15 protein-coding genes are annotated in these 17,601 nt (G+C 40.0%); 8 read left to right on the top strand and 7 right to left on the bottom strand.

Going from position 1 to position 17,601, the window contains the following annotated elements; all coding sequences use genetic code 11:
* Nucleotides 1-28: 28 nt before the first annotated feature.
* The 4 genes from TES1_RS02975 to tgtA all read left to right on the top strand — a co-directional run bounded on the left by TES1_RS02975 (nt 29) and on the right by tgtA (nt 4,051).
* Nucleotides 29-1,078, top strand: a complete 1,050-nt coding sequence (locus TES1_RS02975; protein ID WP_042680068.1) for a glycosyltransferase — start codon at nt 29-31, stop codon at nt 1,076-1,078.
* 94 nt (nt 1,079-1,172) lie between these two features.
* Complete coding sequence (locus tag TES1_RS02970; protein ID WP_042680065.1) at nt 1,173-2,123, top strand: inorganic phosphate transporter; 951 nt, start codon at nt 1,173-1,175, stop codon at nt 2,121-2,123.
* Between the two features lie 35 nt (nt 2,124-2,158).
* Complete coding sequence (locus tag TES1_RS11160) at nt 2,159-2,281, top strand: hypothetical protein (protein ID WP_265100805.1); 123 nt, start codon at nt 2,159-2,161, stop codon at nt 2,279-2,281.
* A gap of 33 nt (nt 2,282-2,314) precedes the next feature.
* The gene (gene tgtA, locus TES1_RS02965; RefSeq protein WP_042680063.1) at nt 2,315-4,051 is read left to right on the top strand and encodes a tRNA guanosine(15) transglycosylase TgtA; all 1,737 of its coding nucleotides are present in this window, start codon (nt 2,315-2,317) and stop codon (nt 4,049-4,051) included.
* On the opposite strand, the gene nurA is transcribed toward tgtA, so the two are convergent.
* The 4 genes from nurA to herA are packed head-to-tail and all read right to left on the bottom strand — an operon-like array spanning nt 4,052 to nt 11,106.
* Nucleotides 4,052-5,395, bottom strand: coding sequence for a DNA double-strand break repair nuclease NurA (gene nurA, locus TES1_RS02960; protein ID WP_042680061.1), 1,344 nt, complete (start codon nt 5,393-5,395; stop codon nt 4,052-4,054).
* Nucleotides 5,396-8,047 (bottom strand): DNA double-strand break repair ATPase Rad50, encoded by a 2,652-nt coding sequence (gene rad50, locus TES1_RS02955; protein ID WP_042680059.1) that lies wholly within the window; start codon nt 8,045-8,047, stop codon nt 5,396-5,398.
* A 4-nt stretch (nt 8,048-8,051) separates the two neighbouring features.
* Nucleotides 8,052-9,383 carry a DNA double-strand break repair protein Mre11 gene (gene mre11 / locus TES1_RS02950; protein ID WP_042680057.1) on the bottom strand — a complete coding sequence of 444 codons (1,332 nt, stop codon included), beginning with the start codon at nt 9,381-9,383 and terminating at the stop codon, nt 8,052-8,054.
* Complete coding sequence (gene herA / locus TES1_RS02945; protein ID WP_042680055.1) at nt 9,373-11,106, bottom strand: DNA double-strand break repair helicase HerA; 1,734 nt, start codon at nt 11,104-11,106, stop codon at nt 9,373-9,375. The genes mre11 and herA overlap by 11 nt, the downstream gene beginning before the upstream one ends.
* 196 nt (nt 11,107-11,302) lie before the next feature.
* On the opposite strand from herA, the gene rimI reads away from it, so the two are divergent.
* Both rimI and endA read left to right on the top strand, forming a co-directional pair.
* Nucleotides 11,303-11,812 carry a ribosomal protein S18-alanine N-acetyltransferase gene (gene rimI / locus TES1_RS02940; RefSeq protein ID WP_042680052.1) on the top strand — a complete coding sequence of 170 codons (510 nt, stop codon included), beginning with the start codon at nt 11,303-11,305 and terminating at the stop codon, nt 11,810-11,812.
* Entirely contained in the window at nt 11,809-12,324 is a 516-nt protein-coding gene (endA, locus tag TES1_RS02935) for a tRNA-intron lyase (protein ID WP_042680050.1), read from the top strand. The genes rimI and endA overlap by 4 nt, the downstream gene beginning before the upstream one ends.
* A gap of 1 nt (nt 12,325) precedes the next feature.
* On the opposite strand, the gene TES1_RS10715 is transcribed toward endA, so the two are convergent.
* From TES1_RS10715 to TES1_RS02920, 3 genes are all read right to left on the bottom strand, one after another.
* Nucleotides 12,326-13,144 carry a DUF835 domain-containing protein gene (locus TES1_RS10715; protein WP_051408164.1) on the bottom strand — a complete coding sequence of 273 codons (819 nt, stop codon included), beginning with the start codon at nt 13,142-13,144 and terminating at the stop codon, nt 12,326-12,328.
* 110 nt (nt 13,145-13,254) lie between these two features.
* Entirely contained in the window at nt 13,255-14,442 is a 1,188-nt protein-coding gene (locus TES1_RS02925) for a glycine C-acetyltransferase (protein WP_042680048.1), read from the bottom strand.
* 51 nt (nt 14,443-14,493) lie between these two features.
* Nucleotides 14,494-14,982 carry a metal-dependent hydrolase gene (locus TES1_RS02920; RefSeq protein WP_042680046.1) on the bottom strand — a complete coding sequence of 163 codons (489 nt, stop codon included), beginning with the start codon at nt 14,980-14,982 and terminating at the stop codon, nt 14,494-14,496.
* A 68-nt stretch (nt 14,983-15,050) separates the two neighbouring features.
* Here TES1_RS02920 and TES1_RS02915 point away from each other — a divergent pair, with 68 nt between their 5' ends.
* Both TES1_RS02915 and TES1_RS02910 read left to right on the top strand, forming a co-directional pair.
* Entirely contained in the window at nt 15,051-16,040 is a 990-nt protein-coding gene (locus tag TES1_RS02915; RefSeq protein ID WP_042680044.1) for a replication factor C small subunit, read from the top strand.
* A 13-nt stretch (nt 16,041-16,053) separates the two neighbouring features.
* Complete coding sequence (locus tag TES1_RS02910; protein WP_042680042.1) at nt 16,054-17,568, top strand: replication factor C large subunit; 1,515 nt, start codon at nt 16,054-16,056, stop codon at nt 17,566-17,568.
* The last annotated feature ends 33 nt before the right edge of the window (nt 17,569-17,601 follow it).

Raw genomic sequence — 17,601 nt, 5'->3', positions numbered from 1 at the left:
TTAAAAAATCTTGAGTATAGTGAATATCATGCTACTTGAGACTGCCTTGCTGATTATAATATTTTGGGATCTCTATTTTTTCCTTAATTACATAATTAGCTTATTGAGGAATTACAGAATTAAAGAGTGGACGCCATTTGTGAGCATAATCATTCCAGCATATAATGAAGAAGAGAGTATTAAAGACTCCATAATCTCTGCACTTTCTCAAGACTATCCGAAGTTTGAAGTCATTGTAGTTGATGATGGAAGCGAAGATAAAACATTTGAAGTTGCAAGCTCCATAAAGGATGAGCGTTTGAGAGTCTTTAGGAAGACACATAAGGGAAAAGCCAGAGCTTTAAATTTTGGATTGTCTAAAGCCCAAGGAGAAATAATAATAACAACAGACGCAGACACATTATTACATAATTCTGCAGTTAAAGAAGTAGTGAACCGCTTCCATGATGAAAGCGTTTTAGGTGTCGGCGGACAGGTTAGAGTTTTAACCAGTTCCTTTTTAGAGAGAGCCCAAGATGTTGAACATCTGAGAATAGCAATGTTTAGGAGAGCTAAGGAGCTTGAGGACTTAAGTGTAGCTCCAGGTCCAATAAGCGCCTTTAGAAAGGAAGCCTTGGAGAAGATAGGAAGCTTCGTCGAGAGCAGCGTTGAAGATTATGCAACTACGAAGGAGATTAAAAAGTTTGGCAGAGTAGTTTACGCTCCAAAAGCCAAAGCATACACAAAGATGCCAACTTCATTAAAAACGCTCTGGAATCAGAGAAAAAGATGGTTTTTAGGAGATTTAAGACATTTAGGTGGGGGATTTTTGAAGGGGTGGTTTTTCTTGATTTTAGGAGATTTCATAGCTTTTCTTGACGTAATTGTCCCAATTCTACTAATAGTTCATAGAAATTGGCTTTTGCTTGGAGTATTTCTAGGCTTTGAAATTATAACAATGTTAATCCCAACATTGATAGAAGGGGGAAGCATAATAAATGCCATTCTATTTCCCGCATTTTTATGGTTCTGGGCGCTCTTCTACCTAGTGTTGCATGTCTATGGTTATTTATGCATTTTAAAATCAAAAGCCCTATAGTCTTGTTAGCTTTATTGCTACCAAAAAGTTTAAAAATGTATCTGGCTGGCTATATAGTCTATATAGTACACCATAAAATATAGAGGTGATAACAATGGATTGGGCAATAATTGCAGCAGGGCTCTTTATGGCATGGAGCATAGGAGCTAACGACAGTGCAAAAGCCGTGGGGATAGCTGTAGGATCAGAGATTCTAAGCTTTAGGAGAGCGGTCTTCCTAATTGGAATATTTTCACTCTTAGGAGCATTCCTCGGCAGCTCAAATGTTGCCCACACAGTAGGTAGCAATATTGTCCCGGACTTTGATAAAGGCTATATTCCCTTTGCACTTTTAGCTTCAGCTTTAGCCGTAACTTTTGCTTCATTCAGAGGCTTGCCCATCTCAACTACCCAGTCAATCATAGGAGCAATCGTCGGAATTGGAGTTTACCAAAAGACTTACGTAAATTGGAGTATCGTTTTAAAGATAGCTCTAGCTTGGGTAGTTTCCCCAATAGCAGCAGCTATACTATCCATTTTGGTCTTTGCCATATATGGGAGGATTATAAACCACATTTCAAAAATTTATGAGATTGAAATTCTCTACAGATGGATGATAATTTTGAGCTCTGCTTATGCATCTTTTAATCTTGGAGCAAACGAACTCTCAAACGTAATTGGTCTCTTAACCTACTCAACCAATATTGAAGGCAGCACATTAAAGCTAATCCTTGCGCTGGCGTTATTCCTTGGAGCCCTAACTTTCAGCTATGAGGTACTAATGACCATTGGCAAAAATCTGACCCAGCTCGGCCCTTTAGCAGGATTTTCCGCCCAGTTTGGTTCCGCCCTAGCCGTAACCTCAGCAAATATAATAGGACTTCCTGTAAGTTCCGGGCAGGCAATTATTGGAGGGATTATAGGATTAGGACTGCTAAAGGGGCAGAAAATCAACAAGAAGCTGGCTTTTAATATTGTAAAAGGTTGGATTTTGGCACCTTTGGTTTCTTGTTTATTGACTTTGCTATTTATCAAGATTTTCAGTGTTTTACCGTTAACTTTTTAAACCCAAAGGGTCGAGCGGCTATTGAGGGAACTCCAATGGAGGAGCTTGGATATTTCATCCTAGCAAGTGGAATACTCGAAATGATTGGAGGGGCGATCTTAACTGCCAAAGCCCTGAGGGAAAAGGCTCCTAAGAGGAGGCTTTGGAATACCTTTTAAACCCCCTTTTCTATTTCCTTTTGGTGTTGAGAAATGTTCAAGTTTGAGATAAAAGCGAGAGATGCTGCCGGCAGAATTGGAAAGCTCGAAGTTAATGGAAAGAGAATTGAAACTCCAGCTATAATGCCTGTAGTTAATCCAAAACAGCTCATAGTAACTCCAAAAGAACTGAAAGAGATGGGATTCAACATAATAATCACGAACTCATACATCATTTACAAGGACGAGGAGCTAAGGCAAAAAGCTCTTGAAATGGGAATTCACAAGCTTTTGGACTATGACGGCATAATTGAAGTTGATTCCGGCTCATTCCAGCTCATGCGCTACGGCGGAATAGATGTAACTAATAGGGAAATCATCGAGTTTCAGCATAGGATTGGAGTTGATATTGGGACTTTTCTCGATATTCCCACAGTTCCGGATGCTCCAAGGGAAAAAGCTGAAGAAGACTTAAGGATAACCCTAGAGAGAGCTAAGGAAGCTGAAGGGGTAAAGCAGATTCCGATGAATGCAACAGTTCAAGGTTCAACATATCTTGACTTAAGGACTTATGCTGCCAAAAAGCTCAGCGAGATGAACTTTGAGATTCATCCAATCGGGGCGGTCGTTCCCTTGATGGAGTCCTACCGTTACAGGGACTTAGTTGACGTTGTTATCGCTTCAAAGCTCGGCTTGAGACCTGACAGACCTGTTCATCTCTTCGGTGCCGGTCATCCAATGATATTTGCTTTGGCTGTTGCTATGGGAATTGACTTGTTTGATTCGGCAAGCTACGCCCTATATGCAAAAGATGACCGCTATTTAACCCCAGAAGGAACTAAGCATTTAAGTGAGCTCGAATATTTCCCATGCTCCTGCCCTGTCTGCTCCCGCTATATGCCCCAAGAGCTTAAAGAAATGCCAAAAGAGGAAAGAGTCAAGCTGCTTGCACTTCACAACCTCTGGGTGATTAGAGAGGAGCTGAACAGAGTAAAGCAGGCAATAAAGGAAGGAGAACTCTGGAGATTAGTTGATGAGCGCTCAAGGTCTCATCCAAAGCTTTTCTCTGCATACAAGAGGCTGCTTGAGTACAGAGATTACCTCGAAGAAAATGAGCCAATAACAAAAAGCTCGGCTTTCTTCAAAGTGAGCGAAGAAATAATGAGAACCCCAACAGTATGGAGAGCCAAGCAGAAAGCTGAGATGGTTAAACAGAAGTTCCCTGAAACTATAAACCACCCAATCTTTGGTGAGATTCCAAAGTATTTGAGTTTGAGCTATCCTTTTGCCCAGAGTGAAGGAGAAGAGGAATTCACAATTGAGAAGCCAAAGAAAAATGAGGCAAGGCTCTACATCCAAGCTGTGGCAGAATACCAATTTGGCGAAGGAGCTAGTGAAGCTTTCAAAGATGCATTTGTTGAGCTGTCAAGAAAGACAGGAATGCCGAGGCAGATTAAAGCTAAAGGCAAACATTTGGCAACATTTAGAGCTGAAGACGGACTGTTAACGCTTGGCATTGAAGGAGCAAAGAGACTTCACAAGATTCTGCCCTATCCAAGAATGAGAGTCGTTGTAAATGAAGATGCAGAGCCTTTCGCGAGAAAAGGAAAGAATGTCTTTGCAAAGTTCGTGATTGATGCCGATGAGAACATAAGACCATATGATGAGGTTTTGGTTGTCAACAAAAACGATGAGCTTTTAGCTACTGGACAGACTCTGCTCAGTGGAAAAGAACTTAAGATATTCCAGCAAGGGTTAGCTGTGAAGGTGAGGAGGGGAATTGAAAAATAATTACTCCAAAGGCGACCTTCCATATTTTATGAAAACCCTCAGCTCTTTGTTTTTCCTCTTTAAGTAGTTCATGAGTGCCTCAAGCTCTGCCTTGAACATCTTCTGCTCAATCTTTACTCCTTCATGCGCCCTCTGAAGAGGTCTTATATACCCACTACTCTCATGCCAGAGAAGCTTTCCTATGAGTTCACCGCCGATTGTGCGGTTAGATTGAAGCAGATATATGACTCCACCTTTCATTGTTCTAATATAGGCGGATGGGACTCCTTTTTCTATGAACTCCTGAACAGTTGGGAAGTATTTTCTCAAAACCCTCGGCAGACGGTGAGCTATCTTCTTTTTCTCCTCGGTTTTCTCTGGGTCGTAAATTACGTAATAACCTGGAAGTTCTTCTCCATAAACCTTGAGCAGATAAGCATCAAGGAATGGAACATCAACAGCACTAATGCCGAGCTTTGAAGTAATTTTTCTGTTGTAAAAGCTCTTTGCAATGTATATAAGTTCTCTCTGGAGAAGCTTTTCGAGAGAGTAGAGATATTCAAGATATCCCAAAACGACGTGGATGGTGTTCTTGGCATCTTCAAGAGTCAATGTCTTTTCTTCCCCATATTCGGAGAGATAGCGGTTTATAACATCTTCAATGGTCTCTCCCCTTTCGGCAGCCTCTTGAAGCGTGATTAATGAAACTTTCAGTTTTCTAAGATTACTCGGGAGAGGCGCATCCCTGTATGTGTATCCCTCCATGGCTTTATAAAACTCCGAATATTCATCCACCACTTCATCTGCCAATATCACGAACTCTCGGATTTCTCTCTTTTCTGCGAGCTTCCTTTCAAGCTCTTCATAGTGGTCATTAAGTTTATGGATAAAATCATCAATAAGCTGTTCTAAGCTTTTCTCCCCTAAAGCATTCATCACGGTAGTTATACCCCTCACACTCTCCGGATAAACAGGGGGTCTCGTTAAAGAACCTGTAAGCGTTCCATCCATTAAAATCATGTGCTCATCAGTCCCAACTAGAGCACCAAGCTTGTTCTCAAGGGTTTCCATCTGCAACCTAATTATCTGGTCAGAGATTCCATGATTGTAGATCATAGCATTAGTATAAACCAAACGTGCGCTTTTGCCATTACCAAAGGCAAAAGATGCAACGGTATAGATTATCGTTCCGCTTAGCCTTGCCTTCCCTTGACTGCCATCAACAGCATAAACTTTGCTCTCTCTCTTTTCTGGCAGAGGTTTCCATTCAATTTTCCCACTCAAAACATTCTCGGCCTCTCTGAGCTCATTAGTGAGCATGTTGAGAATTTTATCCGCTTGATCCTTCGAAATTAGACGATACATTCAGCTCACCTCAACCTCTTCCACTTTCGAGACTCCATTCTCAAGTCTAACCCTAATGACCCTGTCTGCAGCGTCCTTCAGCTCCTCATCATGAGAAACTATGATTACCTGTGGAATTCTCCTAAGGTAGCGCTCCATTATATCAACAAGCCTCCTCCTTCTCTCGTCATCAAGATACGGTGTCGGCTCATCCATTATAAGTAGAGGAATTTCCCCAGCTAGATACAAGGACAAAGCCAGTCTAAATGCCAATCCAAGTGCTATCCTTTCACCACCACTTAAGAATGATAAATCCCTTTCCTTTCCATCGTAAATAACGCCAAGAACAACCTTGTTCTCCTTAGCCTTTACAGTTATCCCCGAATACTTCTCCTCTGTCAGCTCCTCAAAGATTTCACTTGCATATTCCCCAACTTTCGCCAAAGCGTCTTCCTTGAGAATATTCTTGAACTTTCTAACTTTTTCTCTCAGCTCTTGAACTCTCTCACGGGCTTTCTTTAAGTCTTCAAGCTCCTTTCTTTTGATTTTAACGTTTTCCTTCTCATTCTTTAAGTTCTCTAAGTTTTTGATCAGCTCTTCTTTCCTCTTTTCAAGATTTTCGAGCTCAGTTTCTGCCTTTATAAGTGCCCCTCTCTTTTCAATGTACTCTTTTCTAACTCTTTCATGTTCATCTTTGCTGTAATCCTTCTCAAGTCTCTCTAACCTTTCCTTTATCTCAGAAAGAGCTTTTTCCAGCCCAGCTTTTTTCTCTTTAAGGATCTCTAATTCGTTCTTGTCCCTTTGAAGACGTTCTTTTTCAGCTTTGAGTTCTTTCTCCGAGTTCAGGAGCTTTAGATACTTCTCATAAACTGGCTTCAGTACCTCAATCTCGGCTTTTAGAGTGTCGATGTTCTCAAATCCGAGATTTTTAAGTTTAGCCTCATACTCATATAGATTGGCTTTGATTTCCGAAATCTTTCTCTGCAAATAGGTTTTCTTCTTCTCCAAGGCAGCTTTTTTCTTCAGTTCATCTTGAATGCTCCTTAATCTTCCCTCAAGCTTGTTCTTCTCAGCAGAGAGGTTTTCATGCTTCTTAACTTTCTCCTCGAGTTCCTTAAGGTTAAATTCAGAGAGTTTCTTCTCATTTTCTCGTATTTGATTGAGAATCTCCTCGTTAGTTATAACATCCTTCTCCTTTTTTAGTATCTTCTCAATGTTTACAAGCTCAGCCCTAAGTTCCTTTTCTCTCCTCATAAGCTGCTCCATTTCTTTTGCATAGCCCTCAATTTCCAGAGTGTATTTTTTGATTAAATCTTCCCTGTGCTTTTCCGTTAGTTCAGTTCCACAAACTGGACATTTGCCCCTAGCTTTCCTAAGCTCCAAAATAGCCTTGTTCTTCTCACTTGTGGCATTTTTTAACTCTCCCTTTTTCTCTCCAATTTCTTCAATTTCCCTAAGAATTTCCTCTTTTCTCTGCTTGGCGTTTTCAATTTCAGCTTTGAGCTTTTTGAGTTCATCTTCACTTAAGCTAAGCCTTTTTCTGAGGGATTCAATTGTCTTTTTAATTCTTAAGGCTTCATCATACTGCTTGGCATATTCCTCTAGTTCTCCAAGCTGTTCGTCAATTTGGGATATTTTCTCTTGTAATTCCTCAAGTTCCTCTGCTTTTCTCTTCAGCTCCTTAAGTCTTTCCTCAATCTGAGCTATCTGGCCCCCATAACCTTTAATCTCTCTTTCTGCCTTGGCTTTCACATCGCTGTACTCTCTATAAAATTCTTCAAGCTCTTTGTATCTTTCTGCTTCGGGCTTAATTTTCTCGAACTCTTTGAATTTCTCTTCAAGTTCTTTAACCTTTGACTCTCTCTCAGCTATAGAAGTAGCAAGGGAATTCATCTTTGCGTTTATTCCTTCAAGAGATTTCTCAATCCTAGACTTGTTTTCTTTTAACTTCTCAAGCTCTTCGGCAAGCTTGTCAAGCTCGTCTAACTTTTTCTCAAACTCCTCAACTTCCCTTCTAAGTTTTGGAATTTGAGGAGAAAGCTCATTTATCTGCTTAATAACACTACTTAGTTCTTTCTCAGCCTCTTTAATCATATCATCTATGTTCTTCATTGCGTTCAGATATTCCTCAATCCCTTTAATTTTGGAGTCTATTACTTTTCTGACCTCGAGGAGATTTTTATATGCGTTTTCGTATTTATCAAGGCCTAATACTTTTCTCACAACTTTTTCTCTACTTTCATCACTCTCGAGTATTGCATCAATTTCCCCCTGTCTTATGTAAATTGCATTGACAAAAATGTCATAAGGAATAAGCTTTTCCATCCAGTCTCTCACAGCTTTTTGATTAGCCTCGGTTACATAGTGCCAAGTGCCGTCGTAGTACTTAGCAAAGGCAATACTTCTCGTTATGTTGCGGTGAACTTGATATTTCACTCCATCTTTTTCGAAGAATATCGTTATCTCTGTGCTTTTTCCATTAACACGAAGAAAGCTGTCTTTTTTGAGGTCTTTTGGTTTTGTAGGCCAGTATAAGCCGATGAGAATTGCATCAAGCAGAGAGCTTTTTCCAGAACCGTTTTGACCTATTATCAGATTTATTCCAGACGTAAAAGTTACTTTAGTAAATTCATGAGAGCGAAAGTCCCTCACAATGATTTTTTCAATTCTCATTTTCTCACCCCTTCAACCAAGCCAAAATGTCAGATTTCTTCTTTGGAGGAACTTTTTTCACTTTTTTCTCAGTTTTTTGAACCTTTACCTCTCTTTCCACTTGTAGCTCTGTCTTTTGGAGCTTTTCTTCTGTCTTTTCCTTCTCAACGACTTTCTCAACAGCATTAATAGAATCATTCATGCCTTCTAAAATGAGCTTTATTATCTCATCAAACTCCTCAAAGTCCTTCTCTCCAACTCTCTCAATTACCTTAAGTTCCATAGGTGTAAAAAACTCGCTTGCAGTTGTCCCTTTTGCCTTCAAGAGAGAAACTTTACCGAACTTTGTCCTTATGTAAAGATATTTAACATTGAAAACATCATGAAGGAAAGAAACGTCAAAAGGCTTTTCCCATTCAATATGAACTCTTAAGAATGCCTCACTCGGTATCTTTGCCACTAACCTTTTTAGTTCCCTTCTTGCAACACTTTCATTTGCCTTTATCCTGATATCATAGAAAGGTCTGACATCTAATTTAATGAACTGGGGCTTAAAGTCTTCAACTATCAAAAAACCCTTATCTTCTCCAGCTTGAGGCAAGAACTTATTTCCATCCCATCTATATCTTACCTCATAATCCCCAAAGTCCCACCTTTGCAGTGAACCGGGATAAGCTACGATCCCAAGAGCCTTGCTCGTCTGCCACCTCTTGTGTATATGACCCATTGCGTAATAGAGAAATCCATCTGGCAAGTCTTCAAGGCTTATCTCAAAGTAATCTCTCTGGGTTTCAAGATAAAGCTTGTCCATCATCTCCTTTATTCCTTGATGGAGCATCAATATGGCATCTCCACTCGGTTTGAAATAATCGCCGAGCTTATTTCTCTCAAACCATGCGGCACTCATGAACTTCATTCCGTAAATCTCAATGCTCTTATTCCCTTTCTCAAAAACTCCCTTGACAATTAATTTTCCATTGACTTTTTCCGTAGTTTGATATTTATTCTCCTTTTTCTCCTCGCTGAATCCAAGGAGATAAATCAACCCCAAAGACTCAAGGAGATGATAGGCGGAGATTCTTTTCTGAGTTCTGTCATGATTTCCTTCAACGGCAAAAACCGGAATGTTGGCTTCTTTCGGAATCGACAAAATATCAATAGCATCTTTAATAGTCTGAGGGCTTGGATTACTCCTGTGGAACAAATCTCCAGCTATCAAGATAAAATCAACTTTCTCCTCAACTGCTTTTTTTATCGCAGTTTCAAAAGCTTCTCTGAACTCTTCAGCTCTATAGGGCAAGCGGTACTGCTCAAATCCAAGATGGACGTCAGCAATGTGAGCAAATTTAAAGGTCATACTCTATCCCCTCATCCTCATAAATCTGCTGAATTTCCCTCTCCTTTTCTTCTTCCTCAGCCCTCTTGAGCCATCTTGAGACAACTCCTATATCTTCACCACCGTAATCTCCGCCTTTAGATTTGAAGTTGTGTATTTTGACCAAAGCAGGTAGAGTAATTGCTTGACCAACTATTACAGCCTCACCTTTACCGAGAGAGGCAATATCTGAGAGCAAATCTGAACTCAGTTGCTCACTCGCTTTAAGAACATAATCTTGGTCTTTTGGGTTCACAATCCTTAAAATTATCTTCGTGTTTGTTTGGCTCAAGACATCTTCATTCAGCTTATTTGGTCTTTGAGATACTATTCCCAAACCAACTCCAAATTTTCTACCTTCTCTCGCAATTCTGCTTAAAATTCTCACAGCGTCATTGTGCTCTCCTTGTGGAGCGAAGATGTGAGCTTCTTCCACAATCAGAAGGATTGGTTCAGCGAGAGCTTTGCTTTTAGCTTCAATATCCCTCATAGTTTTCTCAAGCTCTCTCATTTCTTCCTCAAGCTTTGAAGTTCTGGCAACCTTACTTTCTCTCAATTCTTCTTTTATGCGTTCAAGCTTCTTCCTTGCTTTTTCATAATCCACTCTCGCCTCAAATATAGCATGCAAAAGCTTACCAACGACAACTTTCATTTGCCCTTCATCTAAAGGACCTAAATCAATGACATTAGCTTTACCTGGCTCAATCTGGGAAATTAAATCCTCACTCGTCAATAATGCTCCATAGTTTCTTAGGAATCTTCTGATTCTCAGAACAACTCCCCTCAAAGTATCAACTCTCTCTGACTTGAGCTCCTCAGTTAGATAGCTCTGCTTTGCCCCGTCCCAGTATCTCGCCTCCTTATGCCTTATCCAATCACTTATTGTTTCCATGAGCTTTTCGATAATCTCTCTGCCACCTAGGTTCGGATACTCATGCTTAACGGTTTCCCAAGCTTTGGCCAAGAATTCTCTCTGAATTGTTGCATTTTTGGCAACCTCAATCAAATCAGCCAATTCCTCACTGTCCATCTCCTCTGGTCTTATTTTAGCTTCAATTATCTTGACATACTCTTTTCCAGTATTTGGAAGCTTTAGCTTAATGTAATCTCCATGAGGATCGAGAACAACAACTGTGCCCCTAAGCTTTTCAACAATTTGACTAATCATCACAGCCACAGTATTTGATTTACCAGCGCCTGTAACAGCTAAAACTGCAAAATGCCTTGAAACGAGTTCATCAGCATTTAGATAAATTGGAACACTTTCTCTCAAAAGAAGATTTCCAATCTCTATATATCCAACTCCGGGATTATATATTGCCTTGAGAACTTCATCGCTTAGACGATACACCTTCCTACCATTGGGAATAGGAACTCTATTTGGCAAAACTTCAACTTTTTCCCCGTTAATTTTGATTTTACCAAGAATTCTTACAGTTGCTATAAGTTCTTCATTAGCTTCAATACTGTCTCCATATTGTTCTAAATCCAGTTGAAGGGCATGATAGGTGCTTTTTCCTCCACTGAGAAGCCAGTTTATATTTTCAAGCTTTCTAATATTGCCAATGACCCACTCACCCTCTCTATTTTGGGCAACAACAAATTCTCCAAATCGTAATTCGGCATCAGGCTGAGCAGAGAATGTGTAGTTTGTGACAGTTGCCTCACCTTTGACTATACCAACGACTTCTTCTGTTATTTTCATGTTACCACCTTTTCATAATTACTCTTGGATGTGAATATAAATCTTTGTTCAATAAACAAAAGGAGAAATCAGCCAGGAATCCGCTCATCATCTTTTCATCAGGATCAAGGGCACTCATCACTAAGCATAGCTCTCCATGGAATCTTTTAAATCTTGCTCCCAAAATGTTAAAAGTTCCTGGGGAGTAAATTAAAACATGAGTGCCTCTTCAAGAGACTTGCCACAGATGAAAAGGATCCCTTTAAGTTTGGTTGTCATTAGGCCTGCAAAGCTTTTTGATTTGCCAGAGATAGTTAGGATAGAGCATCGGTCATTCAGAGAACAGTATCCAAGAGGACTTTTTATAATGTTTCTAGAGAACAATCCAGATACTTTTTTGGTTGCTGAGTATAACGGGAAAGTTGTGGGTTATGTTATGGCGTATCTGAAGCCTGATTTAGAAGGACACGTTATGAGCATAGCCGTTGATCCTCTTTATAGGGGGAATGGCATAGGTAAAGCCTTGATGACTTCGGTAATTAATAAACTCATAGAAAAAGGAGCTAGATACATAGGATTGGAGGTTAGGGTTAGCAATGAAAAGGCGATAAAGCTTTATGAAACCCTTGGATTTAGAAAGGTGAAGAGGATCATCGGCTACTATTCAGATGGAGAAGATGCATATTACATGGTCTTGCCAGCGAATGAATGGAGGGGAGGGAATTGAAGGAACCAATTGCTTTTTATCTAAGCGGAGAAAGGGTTTTCAGTGAAAGAGAGAAGGCAATAAATCAGTTTTACAACAAGCGGTATTTTGGAGAAGTCATCAACGGAAAGCTTTTCTTATCTCTGATTGAAGCCGCATACTTGGTGGATAAAGGGAAAATTAAAGTCTTTGATGGGAATAGGGAGCTGAGCCTGGGAGAGCTTTTTGATTTAGGAAAGAAGAAAGACGAGCAGTTTGATCTGAAGTTTTTAGTGTATAAAGATTTAAGAGATAGGGGATACGTTGTAAAAACTGCCCTCAAATACGGCTCCCACTTTAGAGTTTATCGCAAAGGGATGGAGGAACATTCAGATTGGCTCATTTGGGTTGTAAGTGAGAGCCAAAAAATGTTTCCAAATGATTTAACGGCAAGAATAAGGGTCGCACACGGAGTGAGGAAGAAAATGATCATGGCGATTGTTGATGAAGATAATGACATTGTATATTACCAGATTGAGAGGGTGAAGTTTTAAGTTAAAGTTTGAGCTCTCCAAATTCTCTTTTGAGGATGCTCAGCTCTCTTGTGTCGAATATTTCTTCTTTAATTGGGACTACAATAATAGTATTGTTCATAACTGCATAGTCCTTTAGGGCAGTTAAAAACTTGAAAACAGGTGTGAACCCATTTTCTAAAATCAAATACTCAATGCCATCGAGCATAACAACTTTTGGATTTTTGCATCGCCTCATGAAGTCAACCAATGTATGCATTAAAAATTCAAGACGGTGGGGGTGGATATTCTTATCACCCTCAACTTTTGTGAGCCACAAAATCGGTGTCTTTTCAAGTTTGAATTTTTTGCACAATGTATCTGGTGGAATTCTTGAAATTATGACTCCAGCCCTTCCTTTCAACAACTTGAGAAAAGCATGGTAGCACTTATCAACTTTACAAAGATAAATTCCAGCGGGTATTTCTTCATAATTGTCATCACTACCTTCAAATTCAACTATAGGAATGAGGTCATATTTAGAGGTCAATGTTTTCAAAATATGCATCCATCCAAGAATGAACAGTACACCCCCAACCATAAAGAGGAAATTTCCAGCCATGTTTAGTATAACTCCCTGGGAGGTAGGGATTGAGATTAAACCCATATCATCTAAATCGAGAGGTATGAATACTAACTTTGCCACAACAGAAAATACAATACCTAGGAGAATATAATCATAAAATTTCTTCAGCCTAGGATGATGCTGGATAAAAACTGATCGATACTTGAAGCTAAGTGCAACTATTATATTAGCTATAATGCCGACAACAAGTACAAGGGATATTGCGATTATTCTCATTTTTCTCACCTCTAGTTTATAAAACCATTCAGGGGAATATATAGTTTTCGTGAAAAGAACTGATGATTACTGTGCAGAAAAGTGCAGAAAAATAGAGGAAATAAGAAACGCTACTTTAAGAAACCAGTTTTCTTTCCAAGATCTTCAAAGGCATCAATAACATATTGCAAGTCTTCCTTGCTGTGAGCTGCTGATGGCTCAAGTCTAATACGAGCGGTTCCTAATGGGACTGTTGGATAAACGATTGCTTGTGCAAAGATGTTATACTCCTCATATAACCTCCTTGAGAACTCCTGAGCTAGTTTCTCATCATATAGCATAACTGGAGTAATTGGATGCTTAGTGTTTCCGAGGTCATAGCCGAGGTCTCTCAGACCTTTCTGGAGGAAGTGAGTGTTGTCCCAGAGCTTCTTGACGAGCTCATCACTGTGCTGAAGGATCTCAACGGCAGCTATTGCAGCAGCAACGTCTGGTGGGTTAAGTGCTGATGAGAACAAGAATGGTCTTCCTCTCTGTCTTAAATACTCTATAGCTTCCTCCGGACCGGCAACGTAACCACCGATGACACCAAATGCTTTACTCAGCGTACCCATTTCAAAGTCAACCCTGTCGTGAAGCTTGTAGTGATCAACAATACCTCTACCATGATCTCCAAGGACACCTTCACCGTGAGCATCGTCAACGTAAACCATTGCATCATACTGCTCGGCTAACTCAACAATCTCTGGTAATGGTGCAAGGTCACCATCCATTGAGAAGACACCGTCGGTAACAATGAGCTTCTTCTTGTAGTTCTTTGTCTCCTCAAGTTTCTTCTTTAAGTCCTCCATATCAAGGTGTTTATAGATAACCTTTGGTGCACCGCTCAAGCGCATGCCATCAATTATGCTCGCATGGTTGAGTTCCTCACTGATAAAGACACCATTATCCTTCTTTGTGATGAGAGCACTTATTGCACCCAAGTTAGCATTGTAGCCGCTTTGGAAGAGGATTGCAGCTTCTCTCTTCTTGAACTTTGCAAGCTTCTCCTCAAGTTCAACATGGAGTTCCATGGTTCCGGCAATGGTTCTTACTGCTCCAGCACCAACACCATAGTCGAGAATAGCTCTTATTGCTGCCTCCTTAATCTTTGGATGTGCAGCCAAGCCAAGATAGTTGTTTGAACACATGTTCAAAACTTTCTTCCCATCAACGACAACCCATGGCCCTTGGGCGCTTTGAAGAACTCTAATTTTGACGTAAAGACCTTTTTCTTTAAGTTCGTTTAATTCCTCAGTAATCCAGTCAAGCTTTCCCATAGAAACCACCAAATAGAATTAGAGTTTCATGGGTATAAAAGTTTTGCACTGTCATATTGACAAAATATTCAGCCGTATAAGTAGAACAATAAGTGCAATTAGAGTTATTGCCAAACTATCGTTTGAAAATCCGACATAACTTCCTCTAGACTTGCTAGGATATCCAACAAGAATCTCATACTTAACACTTATTCTTGGTAAACTCTCAAAAGCCACAACTCCCAATACTTTTAGGCCAAAACCCTTCTTTCTGAGCGGATACAAAAACGGGATAACACCAGAAAAGAAATCCAAGAAAAGATGTATTCCAATTCCAAAGACAAACAGCCGGAGATAAATGTTCTGAACATAAAGCGAAACAGTAAAAAGAGGAGCCAAGAGTAGAAGAGAATGGAAATAACTCCTATGCTCCTTAAAGAAAACATCAAAATCCGGAAATATCGAGCCAAATACGAGGATAATAATTGAAATTAAACTTGGATTTTTACTTAGAGCCAAAAATGCAAGCAATGGTATTGAAGCATGCTTTAGGACGTCCATTTTCTCCCCAAAGTTTTTAATATCTCAAGGCATAATAAACCTTTAGCTCACGATGATAGGTGATAGCTATGAGCGAAGAGGTTAAAGAAGTAAAAGAAGTCAAAATTCTGGAAAAGCCATGGGTTGAAAAATATAGACCCCAGAGACTGGATGAAATTGTAGGACAAGATCACATAGTTAAGAGACTCAAGCATTATGTTAAGACAGGTTCGATGCCCCATCTTTTATTTGCTGGCCCTCCTGGTGTCGGAAAGACGACAGCAGCTTTGTGTTTAACAAGAGAACTATTTGGAGAACACTGGAGGCACAACTTTCTCGAACTAAACGCTTCTGATGAAAGAGGAATTAACGTAATTAGAGAAAAAGTCAAAGAATTCGCGAGGACAAAACCAATTGGGGGAGCAAGCTTTAAGATAATCTTCCTTGACGAGGCTGATGCTTTAACGCAAGATGCTCAGCAAGCATTAAGAAGAATGATGGAGATGTTCTCAAATAACGTTAGGTTCATTCTAAGCTGTAATTACTCATCAAAGATTATTGAGCCAATTCAATCGAGATGTGCAATCTTTAGATTCAGACCTCTTAAAGATGACGACATTGCAAAGAGGATTAAGTTCATAGCAGAAAATGAAGGGTTAGAATTAACAGAGGAAGGATTACAGGCAATTCTCTATGTAGCCGAGGGTGATCTAAGAAGGGCAATTAACGTTCTGCAGGCTGCTGCAGCACTCGATACAAAGATTACAGACGAGAACGTCTTCATGGTTGCTAGTAGAGCAAGACCCGAGGATGTTAGGGAAATGATGCTCATGGCATTGGAAGGCAATTTCCTCAAGGCTAGAGAAAAGCTAAGGGAAATTCTCCTCAAGCAAGGTTTGAGTGGAGAGGATGTTCTCATTCAAATGCATAAAGAAGTGTTTAACCTGCCAATAAGCGAGCCCAAGAAAGTTGCTTTGGCAGATAAGATTGGAGAATATAACTTTAGACTGGTTGAAGGAGCAAATGAAATGATTCAGCTTGAGGCTCTGCTTGCCCAGTTCACTCTGCTGGGTAAATGATTAGGTGAGCACAATGGACATCCCATGGGTTGAAAAGTACCGTCCAAAAAGGCTAAGAGAAATAGTTAATCAAAAGCAGGCCATTGAAAAGGTTGAGGCATGGATTAAGCAGTGGTTTCACGGAACACCAAAGAAAAAAGCTTTGCTATTGGCTGGTCCACCAGGGAGTGGAAAGACAACTACGGTTTATGCTCTAGCCAATGAGTACAAATTTGAGGTTATTGAGCTTAACGCAAGCGATGAAAGAACTTTCGAGAAAATCAGACGCTATCTTGATGCTGCATATACAATGGATATCTTTGGAAAGAGAAGAAAGCTAATATTCCTTGATGAGGCCGACAACATAGAGCCAAGCGGTGCCCATGAGATTGCAAAGCTCATAGACAAAGCAAGGAATCCAATTATTATGGCAGCAAATAAGTACTGGGAAGTGCCAGCGGAAATAAGGAATAAAGCTGAGGTCGTTGAATACAAACGACTAACCCAAAGAGATATCATGCAAGCCCTATTTAAAATTATTAAGGCAGAGGGCATCTTTGTGCCGAAGGAAATAGTTGCTGAGATAGCAAAAAGAGCAAGCGGTGATTTAAGAGCTGCAATAAATGATTTGCAGAGCGTAGTTGCCGGTGGAATAGAGGATGCAAGAGATGTGCTTGCTTACAGAGATGTCGAAAAGACTGTATTTCAAGCCCTTGGGCTGATTTTTGGAAGTGATAATGCAAAGAGAGCTAAGATGGCAATGTGGAACCTAGATATGACACCTGATGAGTTGCTTCTTTGGGTTGATGAGAACATTCCATATATCTATTACAAACCCGAAGACATTGCTGAGGCCTACAACGCCATAAGCAGAGCAGATATCTACTTAGGAAGGGCCAAGAGAACAGGGAACTATGGGCTTTGGAAGTACGCCATAGATATGATGACAGCAGGAGTTGCAGTAGCAGGAATAAAAAAGAAAGGATTCACAAAATTCTATCCACCAAAGACCCTCAGAATGCTTAAGGATACAAAAGAAGAGAGAGGAATTAGAGATTCAATAGTTAAGAAAATCATGAAGCAAATGCATATGAGCAAGCTTGAAGCTATCGAAACGATGCAGATATTCAAAACAATCTTTGAAAACAACTTAGACGTTGCTGCGCATATAGCGGTTTTCCTAGATTTAGGTGACAAAGAGATAGAGTTCTTAGCTGGAGATAAAGAGAAAGCGGCAAAAATTAAAGGTAAGACTCTTTCAATTCACAAAAAGCTCAAAAAAGCGGGGATTGAAATAAAGGCCAAAATGGAGAAAGCGGGACCTAGAGAACTCGAAGAAGAAATTGAAGAAGAACCCGAGGAAAAAACTGCAGAAGTAGATACTACAAAGGAAGAAGTTTCTGAGGAAGAGAAAGAAAGCGAAGAAATCGAGAAAGAAATAGAAGAGGCAGAATGGGAGAAAGAAGAAAAATACGAAAAGGTTGAAAAGATTGACAAAGCTAAAAAGAAAGGTAAGCAGGCGACACTGTTTGACTTTCTAAAGAAATGAGCCCTCTTTTATTTCTACTTCACGGTGAAATTC

The sequence above is a fragment of the Thermococcus paralvinellae genome, assembly GCF_000517445.1.
In the GTDB taxonomy this organism is placed as follows: Archaea; Methanobacteriota_B; Thermococci; order Thermococcales; family Thermococcaceae; genus Thermococcus_B; species Thermococcus_B paralvinellae.
This window is presented reverse-complemented; position numbering and strand designations above follow the sequence as displayed.